The 16,333-nt window shown below is 46.2% G+C and carries 9 protein-coding genes, 1 tRNA gene and 1 pseudogene; 2 read left to right on the top strand and 9 right to left on the bottom strand.

Annotated features, from left to right (window positions below; translation table 11 throughout):
- The 3 genes and pseudogenes from eno to A2X74_RS07330 form a co-directional block, all read right to left on the bottom strand.
- A pseudogene (gene eno, locus A2X74_RS07340) lies at positions 1–176 on the bottom strand (phosphopyruvate hydratase); the annotation flags it as partial.
- Between the two features lie 34 nt (positions 177–210).
- Positions 211–1,074 (bottom strand): 3-deoxy-8-phosphooctulonate synthase, encoded by an 864-nt coding sequence (kdsA, locus tag A2X74_RS07335; protein WP_293625226.1) that lies wholly within the window; start codon positions 1,072–1,074, stop codon positions 211–213.
- 9 nt (positions 1,075–1,083) lie between these two features.
- Positions 1,084–2,745: a CTP synthase gene (locus A2X74_RS07330; RefSeq protein WP_293625228.1), complete on the bottom strand. Its 1,662-nt coding sequence runs from the start codon at positions 2,743–2,745 to the stop codon at positions 1,084–1,086.
- Positions 2,746–3,120: 375 nt separating this feature from the next.
- Between A2X74_RS07330 and A2X74_RS07325 the strand changes: the two genes are divergently transcribed.
- Complete coding sequence (locus tag A2X74_RS07325; protein WP_293625230.1) at positions 3,121–5,706, top strand: bifunctional aconitate hydratase 2/2-methylisocitrate dehydratase; 2,586 nt, start codon at positions 3,121–3,123, stop codon at positions 5,704–5,706.
- A 74-nt stretch (positions 5,707–5,780) separates the two neighbouring features.
- On the opposite strand, the gene A2X74_RS07320 is transcribed toward A2X74_RS07325, so the two are convergent.
- The 3 genes from A2X74_RS07320 to A2X74_RS07310 are packed head-to-tail and all read right to left on the bottom strand — an operon-like array spanning position 5,781 to position 11,295.
- Complete coding sequence (locus tag A2X74_RS07320; RefSeq protein ID WP_293625232.1) at positions 5,781–6,557, bottom strand: spermidine synthase; 777 nt, start codon at positions 6,555–6,557, stop codon at positions 5,781–5,783.
- A gap of 4 nt (positions 6,558–6,561) precedes the next feature.
- Positions 6,562–10,593 carry a phosphoribosylformylglycinamidine synthase gene (gene purL, locus A2X74_RS07315; RefSeq protein WP_293625234.1) on the bottom strand — a complete coding sequence of 1,344 codons (4,032 nt, stop codon included), beginning with the start codon at positions 10,591–10,593 and terminating at the stop codon, positions 6,562–6,564.
- A gap of 21 nt (positions 10,594–10,614) precedes the next feature.
- Complete coding sequence (locus A2X74_RS07310; RefSeq protein ID WP_293625236.1) at positions 10,615–11,295, bottom strand: ATP-binding cassette domain-containing protein; 681 nt, start codon at positions 11,293–11,295, stop codon at positions 10,615–10,617.
- A gap of 81 nt (positions 11,296–11,376) precedes the next feature.
- Between A2X74_RS07310 and A2X74_RS07305 the strand changes: the two genes are divergently transcribed.
- Complete coding sequence (locus A2X74_RS07305) at positions 11,377–11,970, top strand: arylesterase (RefSeq protein WP_293625238.1); 594 nt, start codon at positions 11,377–11,379, stop codon at positions 11,968–11,970.
- A gap of 2 nt (positions 11,971–11,972) precedes the next feature.
- On the opposite strand, the gene A2X74_RS07300 is transcribed toward A2X74_RS07305, so the two are convergent.
- The 3 genes from A2X74_RS07300 to lon all read right to left on the bottom strand — a co-directional run bounded on the left by A2X74_RS07300 (position 11,973) and on the right by lon (position 16,170).
- A complete protein-coding gene (locus A2X74_RS07300) occupies positions 11,973–13,439 on the bottom strand; it encodes a peptidylprolyl isomerase (protein WP_293625240.1) in 1,467 nt (488 codons plus the stop codon).
- A 104-nt stretch (positions 13,440–13,543) separates the two neighbouring features.
- Positions 13,544–13,619 (bottom strand) — tRNA-Val (locus tag A2X74_RS07295).
- A gap of 118 nt (positions 13,620–13,737) precedes the next feature.
- Entirely contained in the window at positions 13,738–16,170 is a 2,433-nt protein-coding gene (gene lon / locus A2X74_RS07290; RefSeq protein ID WP_293625242.1) for an endopeptidase La, read from the bottom strand.
- Positions 16,171–16,333 lie beyond the last annotated feature (163 nt).

Here is a 16,333-nt window from a genome sequence, read left to right as displayed (position 1 = left end):
TAACGTTCTTTATCTCCATCGCGAAGCTCAATTGCCTCACGTGAACCGGTTGATGCGCCTGATGGTACAGCCGCACGCCCCATAACGCCTGACTCGAGCAAAACATCGCACTCAACCGTGGGATTGCCGCGTGAATCTAAAACTTCTCTACCAATGATGTCAACAATGGCGCTCATGCACCTTCTCCTAAGTAAAAATGAATTTGGGGTGTTACTTGAAACTATCTTCTAAAAATGAACCCGGCTTTTTAACCACAGAATCAATCGCTACTAAAGACTCAAGCAACTCTTTCATGCGATTAAGCGGAACAGCGTTCGGGCCGTCTGAAAGTGCTTTAGCTGGGTCTGGATGCGTTTCCATAAATAAGCCACTGATACCAACAGCGACGGCAGCACGTGCGAGAACCGGCACAAACTCACGCTGGCCACCACTTGCATTGCCTTGACCACCGGGTAGCTGAACTGAATGGGTGGCATCAAATACAACTGGAGCCTTAGCTTCACGCAAAATGGCCAAGCTACGCATATCTGAAACCAGGTTGTTGTAACCAAATGAAGCGCCACGCTCACACACCATAAATTGATCTGCAAGATTAGCCTCAGCAGCCGCTGCACGAGCTTTATCAATTACGTTCAGCATTTCATGAGGGGATAAAAATTGACCCTTCTTGAAATTCACTGGCTTACCGCTTTGAGCGCAAGCACGAATGAAATCAGTTTGACGGCATAAAAAAGCTGGCGTCTGTAGAACATCAACTACTTTTGAAACCGGTGCAATTTCACTAATGTCATGAATATCAGTCAACACTGGCACACCAATTTCACGCTTAACGCGGGCAAGAATCTCAAGCCCCTTCTCCATGCCTAAACCTCTAAAAGAGGTTCCAGATGAGCGATTGGCTTTATCAAAAGAAGACTTGTAGATAAATGGAATACCTAGTGAAGCAGTTATCTCTTTAAGCTCGCCAGCAATATCTAAAGCAGATTGCTCTGATTCAATGACGCAAGGACCTGCTATCAAAAAGAAGGGCCGATCTAAACCGATATCAAAACCGCATAACTTAAATGCACTCATCTATTTCTCCTAGGCTGCTTGCTTTTGGGTAGCAGCTTGATGAATTAATGACGCTTTAATGAAGGCAGAAAACAATGGATGACCATCACGTGGAGTCGATGTGAATTCTGGATGGAATTGCACGCCGAAGAACCAAGGGTGGATAGAGTTAGGCAACTCCATCATTTCAGGGAGTGACTCATTTGGTGTTCTAGCGGAAATAATCAGACCAGACTTTTCAAGACGCGGTACATAAAGATTATTGACTTCATAGCGATGACGATGACGCTCATTCACTTCGGGGCCATAGATTTCATGAGCCAAGGTACCCGCTTTTACCGGGCAACGCTGTGAACCTAAGCGCATAGTGCCGCCTAGATCGGAATCGTTAGTGCGCTTCTCAACGCGACCTTCACGATCAACCCACTCGGTAATTAAAGCAACCACTGGACTCTCGGTTTCTGGATCAAACTCAGTACTGTTTGCCTGAGCAATATTGGCAACATGGCGTGCAAATTCAATCACTGCCAACTGCATACCCAAGCAAATACCAAGATAAGGAACATTATTTTCTCGGGCATAACGAATGGCAGCAATTTTACCTTCGGTGCCGCGTTTACCAAATCCACCTGGGACCAAAATAGCATCTAAATTTTGAAGGCAATTTACGCCATCTTTTTCAATCACTTCGGAATCAATGTAGTTGATATTGACGCGTGTGTGATTGTGAATACCTGCATGACGCAAGGCTTCAATGAGTGACTTATAAGATTCAGTTAGTTCAACATACTTACCCACCATACCAATCGTTACTTCATGCTGTGGGTTTGCTAGTTCATAAACTAAATTCGCCCAAACCGATAAGTCCGCAGGCTTAGCTTCGATATCCAATTCGCGACAAATCAAATCATCCATACCCTGCGCTTGAAGCATCTCAGGAATCTTATAGATAGTGTCAACGTCCCATACTGAAATCACAGCTTCTTCACGTACGTTAGAGAACAGTGAAATCTTTGAGCGCTCATCTTCTGGGATGGGGCGATCTGCGCGACATAGCAGTACGGTTGGCATGATGCCGATTTCACGCAACTTTTGTACTGAGTGCTGGGTAGGTTTTGTTTTCAACTCTCCGGCACTGGCAATGTAAGGAACCAAAGTGAGGTGCACAAAGGCGCAACTGTGTTTTGGCAGACGAATACTCATCTGTCGTGCTGCCTCAAGAAACGGCAAAGACTCGATGTCCCCTACTGTTCCGCCGATTTCACAGATTGCAATATCAGCTTTGCCATCATGACTTGCTTTTGCGCCACGCTCTACAAATGCTTGAATCTCATTCGTAATGTGGGGAATCACCTGCACAGTTTTACCGAGATACTCGCCGCGACGCTCTTTGCTGATCACGGACTCATAAATCTGGCCAGTAGTGAAGTTATTGCTCTTGCGCATCTTTGCGGAGACAAAACGTTCATAGTGACCCAGATCGAGGTCGGTTTCTGCGCCATCTTCGGTTACAAAGACTTCGCCATGTTGAAGCGGGCTCATGGTCCCAGGGTCAACGTTGATATAAGGGTCTAATTTTAGGAGGGTGACTTTCAGGCCGCGGGATTCAAGAATCGCGGCAAGCGAGGCAGCTGCGATTCCTTTCCCTAAAGAAGAAACCACACCACCAGTGACAAAAACGTATTTGGTCATCGCTTAAGCTCTGTTGGAAAAAGTAATTATAACGATAGCCACTCTGTGGGCATAAATTCTTTGCCCTTCCAATTACATATGGGCCTCTGGGGCTGCCTCATAAATATTGACCTATTTTCTGAGCTAATTTTTTCTAGTTGCACATTGTTTTTTGAGGTATTGGGGTGCTGCAAACCCCTTCACATAAGATGGAAATTGCTAAATAGTTGATCAATCAATCAAACTCATCAAAATTTGCCTATTTTTTAAGCATTTTGATGAATTTTGACAATTAAGTCTTATATAAGACATGAATTAGGAATTACAATAGACTGGATAGGGAAATACACCCTGCTTAGCCTTACTGTTGATAACTCTTACCCAATAGGAAACACGATGCTAGAAGCCTACAACGCCCAAGTTGCCGAACGCGCAGCCCTTGGAATTCCAGCCCTCCCCCTGACTAAAGACCAAACAGCCGAACTGGTTGGCTTGCTCAAAAATCCTCCAAAGGGAAAAGAGGCGGAGTTAGTTGAACTTATTACTAATCGCGTGCCTGCAGGTGTCGATGAAGCAGCTAAAGTAAAAGCAGAGTTTTTGGATGCCGTTGCTAAGGGTACTGAGAAAACTCCTTTGATTTCACGCATTAAAGCAACGGAACTCTTGGGTACTATGCTCGGCGGCTACAACATTAAGCCACTTGTAGAACTTCTCTCCGACTCTGAGTGCGCAGCTACTGCAGCAGCGGCATTGAAAAAGACATTATTGATGTTTGACTATTTCCATGATGTTCAGGAATTAGCAGAAAAAGGCAATGCACAGGCCAAGGAAGTATTGCAAAGCTGGGCAAATGCAGAATGGTTTACAAGCCGCCCCGCTGTCCCAGAAAGCATGAAGCTCACCGTATTCAAAGTCACTGGTGAAACTAATACCGACGACCTGTCTCCAGCTCCTGATGCATGGAGTCGCCCAGACATCCCGCTACATGCAACCATTATGTTGAAGAACCCACGTCCAGGCATTGAGCCAGACGAGGCAGGTGTTCGCGGCCCAATGAAGCAAATTGAAGCTCTTCAGAAAAAAGGCAATCAAATTGCTTACGTTGGTGACGTTGTAGGTACAGGATCTTCACGTAAGTCTGCAACCAACTCTGTGTTGTGGTGGACTGGTCAAGACATTCCATTCGTACCAAACAAACGCTTTGGTGGCGTTTGCTTAGGCACCAAGATTGCTCCAATCTTCTTCAATACGATGGAAGATGCTGGCGCATTACCAATCGAGCTCGATGTTTCCGATATGAATATGGGCGATGAAATTGAATTGCGTCCATACGAAGGTAAAGCATTTAAGAATGGCAAAGAAATTGCTTCTTTCTCACTTAAGTCACCTGTAATTTTGGACGAAGTTCGTGCCGGTGGTCGTATTCCTTTGATCGTTGGTCGCGGCCTCACAGCCAAAGCGCGCGCAGCACTTGGCTTGCCAGCCTCTACAGAATTCCGTATCCCTGTTAGCCCACCTGATAACAAAAAAGGTTTCAGCTTGGCACAGAAAATGGTTGGTCGTGCTTGTGGATTGCCAGAAGGTCAAGGCGTGCGCCCAGATACCTATTGCGAGCCACACATGACAACAGTGGGCTCACAGGACACCACTGGTCCAATGACTCGTGATGAATTGAAAGATTTGGCCTGCTTAGGTTTCTCTGCTGACTTAGTCATGCAGTCTTTCTGCCATACCTCTGCTTATCCAAAACCAGTTGATATTCGCACTCACCATGAGTTACCAGCGTTCATGACGAACCGCGGTGGTGTTGCATTGCGTCCAGGTGACGGCGTGATCCATAGCTGGTTGAACCGTTTACTCTTGCCAGATACCTGCGGTACAGGTGGTGACAGTCACACTCGCTTCCCAATCGGTATCTCCTTTCCTGCTGGCTCTGGCTTAGTTGCTTTTGCTGCTGCCACTGGCGTAATGCCGTTGGATATGCCTGAGTCAGTCTTAGTTCGCTTCAAAGGAAAAATGCAACCCGGCATCACTTTACGTGACTTGGTGAATGCGATTCCTTTGTACGCCATCAAGAAAGGCTTATTGACAGTTGAAAAACAAAACAAGAAAAACGTTTTCTCTGGCCGCATCCTAGAAATCGAAGGTTTGCCTGACCTCAAAGTTGAGCAAGCGTTTGAGTTGTCTGATGCTTCAGCAGAGCGCTCTGCCGCTGGTTGCGCGATTCAATTAAGCAAAGAGCCGATCATTGAATACATGCGCTCCAACATCACTTTGATGAAGTGGATGATCGCTAATGGCTACGAAGATAAGCGAACTCTAGGTCGTCGCATCAAAGCTATGGAAGCTTGGATTGCTAAGCCTGACTTGCTTAAGGCTGATGCCAATGCAGACTATGCCGAAATAATCGAAATCGATATGAGCGAAATTAAAGAGCCAATATTGGCCTGCCCTAACGATCCAGATGACGTGAAGTTCCTGTCTGAAGTATCTGGCGAGAAAATCGATGAAGTATTTATCGGCTCATGCATGACCAACATTGGTCACTTCCGTGCAGCAGGCCAAGTTCTTCAGGGCAAAAAGGATATGCCTACCCGCCTGTGGGTAGCACCTCCGACCAAGATGGACCAGATGATTCTGACCGAAGAAGGCTATTACGGCATCCTGGGCGCTACTGGTGCACGCATGGAAACTCCGGGATGCTCACTCTGTATGGGTAACCAGGCTCAGATCCGCAAAGGTTCCACAGCGGTCTCCACTTCAACTCGCAACTTCCCGAACCGTTTAGGCATCGATACACGTGTGTACCTCGCTTCTGCTGAACTTTCAGCCGTTGCCGCACTCTTGGGTCGCCTACCAACCCCACAGGAATACTTCGAGCAAGTTGAGTCTTTGAATGCCAAAGCTGGCGAAGTTTATAAGTACATGAACTTTGACAAGATTAAGTCATTCAGTGATGTTGCTGACACAGTGACAGTCTAAGCATTAATGAGCCCTGAAGTTAGGGCAATAAAAAAGGCGATCTGTTGATCGCCTTTTTTCTTATCTAAATTTAACTAGATGCAGAGTTTATTTTCTTGATGGGCATTTTCTCTATTCAGGCCAGATGCCCATGAGTTGGTTGGTAACCCAGTTTTTTCCATAATCAATTTAGCGCGCTTTGAGACTTCCTTCCACTCAACATCTAATTGCGGGCCTTTGAAAGCAATCGCTACTACATTGCAATCATGAGATTCAGGAAATAACAAAACACGATTATCAAAAGCTTCACAGATGTTATTGAGATTGACATCGAAACTCTTATGACGAGAAAACAAGTTCACTGTTAAGACGCCAGGCGATTTCAGGATGTCGTAACAGCCCTTATAAAAATCGAGAGAGCTAGCAGCTGGGCCATCACAAATAGCATCATAGAGATCAACCTGTACTGCATCAAAGTGACTCTGATACTTGGCACTTTGTACAAAAGACTTTGCATCAGTTTGCAAAGTTTCTAGGCGACGGTCATCATCGGGAGTGAAAAACATGCTTCTAGCAGAAACAATCACGGCGGGATTGAGTTCAACAACGGTTGTTTTTACAGCCGGGCAATAGCGATGCACAAACTTCGTGAGCGCACCCGTTCCTAAGCCAAGTTGAGCAATACGCATTCCAGGCTTAGTTTCCAAAAAGAGTAGCCAGGCCATCATTTGTTGGTTGTATTCCAGATAGATTTCATCTGGGTCACGGATACGCATTGCACCCTGAATTAATTCGCTACCAAAATGCAGATAACGTACTCCACCACTCTCAGAAAATGTTACCGGCTCCATCGCCATTGATGAATCTGACATTAAATTACTTTGCCCAGACTCTAGCGTTACGGAATAAGCGCATCCACGGGCTAGCACCATCCGGCGTATCCAACCATTCCTTTGGCGCCCAGCTCATCTGTACAGCTCTAAATACACGCTCAGGATGCGGCATCATAACTGTGAAGCGACCATCTGGTGTAGTGACACCAGTTAAGCCACCAGGCGAGCCATTCGGGTTCATTGGATAAGTTTCAGTCGGGTTGCCTTGGTGATCCACAAACCGCAAGGTGGCTAGGCCCTGCTTCTGAAGTGCTTCTAAATTGCCTTGTTGGCTAAAGTTAGCAAAGCCCTCGCCATGCGCAATCGCAATTGGCAATTGACTGCCTGCCATACCTTGCGTAAAGATCGAAGGTGAAGTCATAACTTCGGCCATCACAAGGCGAGCTTCGTATTGTTCAGACTGATTACGGGTAAATTTAGGCCATGCCTCTGCACCCGGAATGATTCCCGCAAGATTGCTCATCATCTGACAACCATTACAGACACCTAATGCAAAGCTATCTTGGCGATTAAAGAATGAGGAGAACTGATCGCGTAATTGAGCATTAAAGAGAATGGTTTTCGCCCAACCCTCGCCAGCTCCCAATACATCTCCGTAGCTAAATCCACCGCAGGCAACCAAGCCGCGGAAATCATCTAACTTGGATTTACCGGAAAGCAAATCTGACATATGCACGTCATAGGCGTCAAAACCAGCCCAATTCATGGCGTAAGCCATTTCAACGTGGGAGTTAACACCCTGCTCACGCAATATCGCAACTCTAGGTCTAGCATTCTTATTGATGAATGGCGCGGCAATATCGTCCGCAAGATCAAATGTCAGATTAGGTGACATTCCGGTATCGGCAATGTTATCGAGCAGAGCAAACTCACTATCAGCACAATCTGGGTTGTCGCGTAAACGAGCAATCTGATAACTAGTATTTGTCCACATCTTCTGGAGCACTTCACGTGGCTCTGCAAAGATGTTCTTAGCGTCACGCCAGATTTCAATGCGGCCATTGGTATTAGGTTTAGCAATCACATGGCTATAGGCGCTAAGAGATAGTTTACGCAACACTGTAAACACCGCATCACGATCAGATTTACGAATCTGAATGACAGCACCGAGCTCTTCATTAAATAAAGCGCGCATGGTTTGCTCATGGCGTCGGCCGGACACTTGTTGTGCCCAGTTCTTGGCATCACCCCAATCAGCTTCTTGACCAACATCTACTGCAATCATATCGACGTTGATGGATATGCCGGTATGAGATGCAAAAGCCATCTCTGCAATACAAGCAAAGAGGCCGCCATCAGAACGATCGTGATATGCCAACAATTGATCTGCCTTGCGCAACTCAATGATTGCATTTGCAAGTGCCTTTAGATCTTCGGGATGATCTACATTGGGAGCTGATTTACCGGATTGATTGAGAGCTTGAGCCAGAATACTGCCAGCCATGCGGTTCTTGCCGCGACCCAAATCAATCAAAATCAATTCAGTTTCTAGAGCTGCTCCAGACTCATCTTTGAGTTTTAGTAAAGGCGTTGTAGTTTTACGAACGTCCTGAACTGCAGCAAAAGCCGAAATAATGAGTGAGACCGGAGAAACTACTTTCTTGGCTTGATCGCCCTCTTGCCATGCAGTTGCCATAGACAGCGAGTCTTTTCCAACTGGAATAGAAATACCCAGTGCTGGACATAAATCCATACCAATCGCTTGAACCGAGTCATACAGCTTGGCATCCTCACCAGGGGCGCCGCAAGCAGCCATCCAATTAGCGGACAGTTTGACATCTTCTAGGCGACGAATATCTGCAGCCAATAAGTTAGTAATGGCCTCACCTACTGCCATCTTGGCAGCGGCGGGTGCATCAATTACAGCCAATGGAGTCCGCTCACCCATCGTCATCGCTTCACCACGATAGCCTTTGTAATCCATCAAAGTAACTGCGCAATCTGCAACAGGAACTTGCCATGGACCTACAAATGGGTCACGGGCATTCAGACCACCAACAGTACGATCACCAATGGTGATCAAAAAAGATTTACTGGCCACAGTTGGCTGCTGAAGAACCCATGCAATACATTGGGCAAGATCGGCATCAGTGACATTTAACTCATCAAACTCTTGAGGAACACGCGTGACATCGCGATGCATACGCGGTGGCTTGCCAAGTAAGACTTCCATTGGCATATCAATCGGCATTGCAGCATCAGTACCGGCAACTTCTTTGCTATCGTTTAACTGAAGTTGACGCTCGGTAGTTGCTTCACCTACTACGGCAAAAGGACAGCGCTCGCGCTCACAAAGTGACTTAAAGAGCTCGAGGTCTTTAGCTTCAATTGCCAGAACATAGCGCTCTTGAGATTCATTGCACCAAATCTCGGCAGGACTCATACCACTCTCTTCAAGTGGAACTTTGCGTAATTGAAATTGTGCACCTAAGCCAGCACCATCTGCTAGCTCTGGAAATGCATTAGAAATACCGCCAGCACCCACATCGTGAATGGAAACAATCGGATTATTCTGGCCCATAGCAATACAAGAGTTGATCACCTCTTGTGCACGGCGCTCCATCTCAGGATTGCCACGCTGAACAGAATCAAAATCTAAATCTGCAGTGTTAGTACCGGTTGCAACTGAACTGCCGGTTGCCCCGCCCATACCAATACGCATACCAGGGCCACCCAATTGAATAAACAAGTGACCCGCTTTAATTTGCTTCTTTGCTGTATGAATTGAATCAATGTTGCCGATACCACCCGCAATCATGATTGGCTTGTGATATCCACGACGAACACCTTCTAAGGTTTGCTCAAATACGCGGAAGTAGCCACCCAATATTGGTCGACCAAATTCGTTATTAAATGCAGCACCACCCAATGGCCCATCAATCATGATTTGGAGAGGTGTAGCAATACGCTCAGGTTTTCCGTACTTTTCCGACTCCCACGGCAAATCAGTCCCAGGAATATTTAGGTTAGATACGGAGAAGCCAGTGAGACCTGCTTTAGGTCGTCCACCAATACCAGTCGCACCTTCATCGCGAATCTCGCCACCAGCGCCCGTAGAGGCGCCAGGGAATGGTGCGATTGCTGTTGGGTGATTGTGTGTCTCAACCTTCATTAAGGTGTGAACTAGACGGGTGTCTTTTTCATATCGATGTTCTTGACCTTTTGGCGACCAAGTTTCTGACTCAGCTCCGACCATTACTGCTGAGTTATCGGAGTAAGCAACGATAGTGCCCTCGGGTTGAAGCTGATGCGTATTGCGAATCATCGCAAATAAGGATTTCTCTTGATCATCGCCATCAATCGTCCAGCTTGAATTGAAAATCTTATGGCGGCAATGTTCGCTATTTGCTTGGGCAAACATAATCAATTCAACATCACTTGGATTTCGCTCAAGACGAATGAAATTCTCAACGAGATAAAGCACTTCGTCTTCAGATAGCGCCAATCCTAAGTCTTGGTTCGCTTTATCTAAGGCAGCTCTCCCCTCGGATAGAACTGGGATGCGCACAAATGGTTGATCAGGTAGAGATTGATATAAAGCGCTGGCTTCATTCACATCAGCAATCACAGCTTCAGTCATCCGATCATGAAGCGCTGCCAATACCAATTGCTCCTCTTGTGTACTGAGTGCTTTTTTACTCTGCCATGCATATTGAACGCCACGCTCAATGCGTAAAACTTGAAGTCCACATTGACGTGCAATATCCGTTGCTTTACTAGCCCACGGAGAAACTGTGCCAAAACGAGGAATGGCAATCGCAGATTGCTTATCGGCAGCTTTGCTAAATAAGGAGCCACCTTTCAGTTGAGATATAAAAGGTTGGCCATAAGTCAGAAGACTCTCGAGCACCTCTTTGTCTTTGGTATTGAGTTCAGACTCAGACCAAATGAAATGAAGGTATTGAGCCTCTATGGACTCAAGTTGGATTCCCTGGGCTGCGAGCGAAGCTAAAAGTCGCTGTTGGCGGAAGGCTGAAAGGGCATTTGCCCCGGGCAAGCAACAGAATGATGACATGCCAAGATTATAAGGTTTTGATTAAGCCAGCCGACCACCCTGAAGGCTCAATTGGCGTCCCGACCGTGCAGCCAAGGCAGGATCATGGGTCACCAGAACCAGGGTTGAGGAATTCTCCCGATTTAGCTCAAAAAGTAGCTCAATCACCCTATTTCCACTTGCCTCATCCAGACTACCAGTAGGCTCATCAGCAAATAAGATGGCCGGTTTATTGATAAAGGCCCGAGCTAAAGCCACACGTTGCTGCTCACCTCCAGAGAGGGTCTTAGGGAAGTGGCTTGCTCTGAGGCTTAACCCAACCTTATCTAGCCATTCAGCGGCAGCCTCCTTAGCCTCCGCATGATCAACGCCAGCCATCTCGAGCGGCAGCATCACATTCTCCAAGGCCGTTAAATGTGGCAGCAGCTGAAATGATTGAAAGACAAACCCAACAGATTGGCCGCGCAAACGGGCTCTACCATCCTCATCGAGGAGATTTAAGTTTTGACCCATGAGATAAATCTGACCTGTACTTGGCAAATCTAAACCGGCCAAAAGACTTAATAAGGTGCTTTTTCCAGAGCCTGAGGCACCCACAATAGCCACACTCTCGCCTTGCTCAATCTGAAAGCAGAGTTCATGCAGAATGACTAAGTCACCATCAGCTGTGCTTACAAGCTTACCCACCCGCTCAGCAACAATAGAATTAGACTGTTTGTTCATGTGGAAATTTCTTAGAATGGAAAAATGCGGATTCAACTAGTAAATAGGAATAAATTCCTTACGGGTCTATTTTGCCTCTTAATGAGCTTTTCTTCATGGGCTCAGGTCAAGCCAGTGATCCTAATTTTGGGAGATAGCCTCTCGGCTGAATATGGCTTACCTCGTGGAACGGGATGGGTCAACCTACTTGAAGGGCAATTAATCAAAGATAAGAGCCCATGGAGCGTATTTAATGCCAGCATTAGCGGTGAGACAAGCTCAGGGGGAGTAAATCGCCTCCCCAATCTGTTGAGCCAAAAGAAACCAGGAATAGTTCTAATAGAGCTAGGAGCAAATGATGCCTTGCGTGGTTTGCCAGTAAGTCAAACTGAAACGAATCTGCGGAAGATGATTCAGATTAGCAAGAGTGCAGGTGCCAGGGTTTTGCTTTGTGGAATACAGATTCCCTCGAACTATGGCCAAACTTACACTAAGCAATTCAAAGAGCTCTATCCTCAGCTGGCCAAACAAGAACAGATTGAATTGCTGCCCTTCTTTCTTGAAGGTGTTGCTACGAAACCAGAGTTATTTCAAGCAGATCGCTTGCACCCAAATGTTGAAGCACAAAGCGTGATCTTTAAAAACGTATGGGGCTCAATGGCCCCATACAGCAACTTGCTAAAAAAGCTACCTTAGACTTAGCTGCCTGCGCTACCTGAGCTAGCTTGCTTGAGCGGGTTGATGACTTTAACGCCAGCGCTATTACGCCAGTAAGCCATAAAGCCTGCAAATTCAGATTGCGCAGCCAAGGCTTGAATCTGTTGCGCCTGAGCGTTGCGTACCTTGGCATCAACGACTGGTGGTTGGCGAACCTGGTCAATGCGATAAATAGTAGTACCCACACCTGGATTTGCTACTGAAACCACGGCCGGTAATTTGCTTGCACTAACAGACATGACCTCATCCATTGATGGGCCAACTAAGCTGCCAGGCTTATTGCGCGATATCCAGTTGGGACTACCGAAGCCGGCAGCATTCTTTGGATCTTTCTCAAGAGCGGCTAATTTCTCGCCGGCTGCAGCAATTGCTAACTTCTCTGCAGCGCGTTGAGTAACTTGGCGCTTTACTTCGGCAGCAACATCTTTAAATGGCAAAGTTTGTGCTGGGTGCAATGTCACAACACGAGCAGATACAAAAACGCCTGGCGCTGTTTGTACGGCCTCAGTATTACGCTTGTTCTTAAGAGCCTCATCACCATAGAGAGACTGAACCACTTTAGGATTAGCCAATGGATGATCTCTAGATACACCTGGTGCGCCACTGCGTGTCACACCTTTCTGAGTTTGAATGCTGAGCTTTAATTTATCAGCGGCAGGCTTCAAGCTATCAGCTTGGTCATAAGTGATATTTGCGAACTGATCTGCTTTTTCACTAAATACTTTGGAGTCTTCTTTAGGATCAGCCCTAAGTACGATGTATTCCACATCAATATATTCAGGACGCTCGAATAGCTTAGCATTAGCCTCATAAAAGGCTTGTAACTCTTCAGGGCTGGGATTTACTTTAGATAAATAATCTTTTGCATTGAACTGCAAAGTCTGAACTTGTCTTTCGGTCTCATATAAAGACAAAATAATTTGAGACAATTTTGGGTTGGTTAGCTCCGTACGTACAACCGAGTTCACTAACTGTTGAATTTTTAAGTCAAAGCTTTGGCTCGCATAAAACTGCTCTTCGTTCATGCCATTGCTTGCCAGTAGCTGCTTAAAACGGGCGTCATCAAATTTTCCGTCCTCACGATATAAAGCACGAATCTGTGGAATCATTTGAAGACTATTAACCAGCTCTTGTTTTCCAACTTGCAAGCGCAGATCGTTGACAGCAAATCCCAAGATGCGTTGCTGCAGTAATTCGCTCAAGATTGCCTGACGGAACGGTAAGCTTTGAGCAATTTGAGGATTTCCACCAACACGCTCTGCTTGACGCTTTGCGGCCATATCGACCTCTTGCAGCGTAATGGGGTTGCCATTCACTTTAACTAAGTCGGTTTCCTTGTCCATGAATTCGGAGTAACTCGAGATCCCGAATAAGGCAAATGAGGGAACAATAAATAGCATGAGTACAAACTGCAAAATCTTACGGTGCTTACGTACTGAATCAAACATGGATTAATCGCTCGAAAATAAAGTCAATAACGCGAGTGTACTAGGCTAGAGGTCTAGAGGAACTAGAAAGCCCAAGGAAGGAAAACAAATGCGATTTGGGAAACTGGTGGGCGCTGACGGGATCGAACCGCCGACATTCTGCGTGTAAGGCAGACGCTCTACCATCTGAGCTAAGCGCCCCAAATTAATACAGACGAGATTGTAACCTAGTGTGCGAACAAAAGAGAGATTCTTCATCAAAATGAACTTCAAAATGCCACTCAATTTGACTCAAAATCCCTCAAATATCCCCTACACATCAATGCTTTAAGGCCTCTCCAGAAGAAATTTTTTCATTGGCCTTGCTAGCTTCAGCAGCCTTTTTAGCGAGCTCTTCTGGCGTTGGATCAGGCAAAGCAACGGGTTTTCTCTCTAATGCTAATTCAAGTACCTTATCAATCCACCGTACCGGCACAATTTCAATCGCATTCTTGACGTTATCCGGAATGTCGATCAAATCTTTGACGTTTTCCTCGGGAATCAGGGCAAGCTTAATACCACCGCGATGCGCTGCCAATAACTTCTCTTTTAGGCCGCCAATCGGCAGTACTTCGCCGCGTAAAGTAATTTCCCCAGTCATCGCCACATCGGAACGAATTGGAATACCAGTAAATACAGATACTAGGGCTGTTGTAATCGCAATACCGGCAGATGGACCATCTTTTGGTGTTGCGCCATCCGGAAAGTGAATATGAATATCCTTCTTCTCAAAGGCTTCATCCGCAATCCCCAAAGCTCTCGCTCTAGATCGAACCACGGTTTTTGCAGCCTCCACAGACTCCTTCATTACATCACCGATAGAACCAGTACGAGTAATAACACCCTTACCAGGCATTACCGCCGCTTCGATGGTCAATAAATCTCCGCCAACTTCAGTCCAAGCCAAACCAGTTACCTGACCAACTTGATTCTCTTTTGCAGCAAGACCAAAGTCGTACATCTTGACTGAGAGGAACTTCTCTAGATTATCGGCATTCACAGTGACTGGTGCCGCCTCTTTCTTCAGGAGAAGCAACTTCACCACCTTGCGGCAGATCTTGCTGATTTCTCGCTCTAGGGAACGCACACCAGCTTCACGTGTGTAGTAACGAATCATGCTGCGAACAGCAGATTCTTCAATCTTCAATTCATCTTTCTTGAGACCATTATTTTTAATCTGTTTAGGGATTAAATAATTGATTGCAATGCTAGTTTTCTCATCTTCGGTATAGCCTGCAAGACGAATAATCTCCAAGCGATCAAGCAGAGGACCAGGAATATTCAAAGAGTTGGATGTTGCAACAAACATCACATCGGATAGATCAAAGTCAACCTCGACATAGTGATCCTGGAATGTGTGGTTTTGCTCAGGATCTAAAACTTCCAGTAATGCACTCGCAGGATCACCGCGGAAGTCCATACCCATCTTGTCTACTTCATCCAAGAGGAATAAAGGATTGCGCACGCCCACCTTAGTTAAGCTTGAAAGAATCTTACCGGGCATAGAACCAATATAGGTACGACGATGGCCACGAATCTCAGACTCGTCACGCACGCCACCCAAGGCCATGCGCACAAACTTGCGGTTAGTTGCGCGTGCGATAGATTGGCCAAGAGAAGTTTTACCAACCCCAGGAGGGCCAACTAAACACAGGATTGGAGCCTTGACACGTTCAACTCGTTGTTGAACTGCAAGATATTCCAAGATGCGTTCTTTTACTTTATCGAGGCCATAATGATCCTCATCCAATACTTTTTCAGCATTAGCTAAATCATTATTAATCTTGGTTTTCTTCTTCCAAGGAAGCGTTACCAAGGTATCAATGAAATTGCGGATCACTGTCGCTTCAGCAGACATTGGTGACATCAGTTTGAGTTTTTTCAACTCAGACTCCGCCTTCTTCAATGCTTCCTTGGGCATGCGAGCTGCTTTAATGCGCTTCTCAAGTTCCTCGAGATCTGCGCCCTCTTCGCCCTCGCCTAATTCTTTTTGAATGGCTTTAACTTGTTCATTCAGGTAGTACTCGCGCTGACTCTTCTCCATCTGACGCTTTACGCGTCCACGAATGCGCTTCTCCACTTGCAGGATGTCGATCTCGCTTTCAAGATCAGCCAAGAGACTTTCTAAACGCTGAACGACGTCTGTCATCTCTAGCAAGCGCTGCTTCTGCTCAAGCTTGACTGGGAGATGAGCGCAAATCGTATCCGCCAAACGACTTGGGTCATCAATGCCGCCTAATGAAGACAGAATTTCTTGAGGAACTTTTTTGTTCAGTTTTACATACTGATCAAACTGCGCCATGATGGCGCGACGCAATGCTTCGGTTTCATGCGCATCCAATGCTGACATGGGAGTTGGAGTCGCTTCACAAGCAAAGTAGCCTTGACTATCTTCCACTTGACTTACTTCAGCACGCTGCACACCTTCAACCAACACCTTGACAGTGCCATCTGGCAGCTTAAGCATTTGCAGAATGTTAGCGATACAGCCAACCTCATATAGGTCCTCTACCCCAGGTTCATCCTTGGCGGCAGTTTTTTGAGCAACTAAAAGCACATTTTTGCCAGTTTCCATGGCGGCTTCTAGGGCTTTAATGGATTTTGGTCGCCCTACAAATAATGGGATAACCATGTGTGGAAACACTACGACATCTCTTAATGGGAGAAGCGGTAGTTGAATAGGTTCAGAGGGTAGTAATAAGTGGCCAGGCATGGGGCAATTCCTCCAAAATAGTCATTCCGTAAAAATCTCTAAAAATGCCGCACTACTACATACGGACATAATTTAGGAATAGGATACTACCTATATGGGTGCCACCTAGTGAAAAACAAGGGGGAAATATGCGAAAAGTGAGCAAAAACCCTGTGAAAACAGC

This window comes from Polynucleobacter sp. GWA2_45_21 (assembly GCF_001830325.1).
GTDB lineage: Bacteria > Pseudomonadota > Gammaproteobacteria > Burkholderiales > Burkholderiaceae > Polynucleobacter.
This window is presented reverse-complemented; position numbering and strand designations above follow the sequence as displayed.

Coding starts and splice junctions, on each gene's coding strand:
- kdsA (WP_293625226.1), bottom strand. CDS start 1,074: ATGAGTGCATTTAAGTTATGCGGTTTTGATATCGGTTTAGATCGGCCC.
- A2X74_RS07330 (WP_293625228.1), bottom strand. CDS start 2,745: ATGACCAAATACGTTTTTGTCACTGGTGGTGTGGTTTCTTCTTTAGGG.
- A2X74_RS07325 (WP_293625230.1), top strand. CDS start 3,121: ATGCTAGAAGCCTACAACGCCCAAGTTGCCGAACGCGCAGCCCTTGGA.
- A2X74_RS07320 (WP_293625232.1), bottom strand. CDS start 6,557: ATGTCAGATTCATCAATGGCGATGGAGCCGGTAACATTTTCTGAGAGT.
- purL (WP_293625234.1), bottom strand. CDS start 10,593: ATGTCATCATTCTGTTGCTTGCCCGGGGCAAATGCCCTTTCAGCCTTC.
- A2X74_RS07310 (WP_293625236.1), bottom strand. CDS start 11,295: ATGAACAAACAGTCTAATTCTATTGTTGCTGAGCGGGTGGGTAAGCTT.
- A2X74_RS07305 (WP_293625238.1), top strand. CDS start 11,377: ATGAGCTTTTCTTCATGGGCTCAGGTCAAGCCAGTGATCCTAATTTTG.
- A2X74_RS07300 (WP_293625240.1), bottom strand. CDS start 13,439: ATGTTTGATTCAGTACGTAAGCACCGTAAGATTTTGCAGTTTGTACTC.
- lon (WP_293625242.1), bottom strand. CDS start 16,170: ATGCCTGGCCACTTATTACTACCCTCTGAACCTATTCAACTACCGCTT.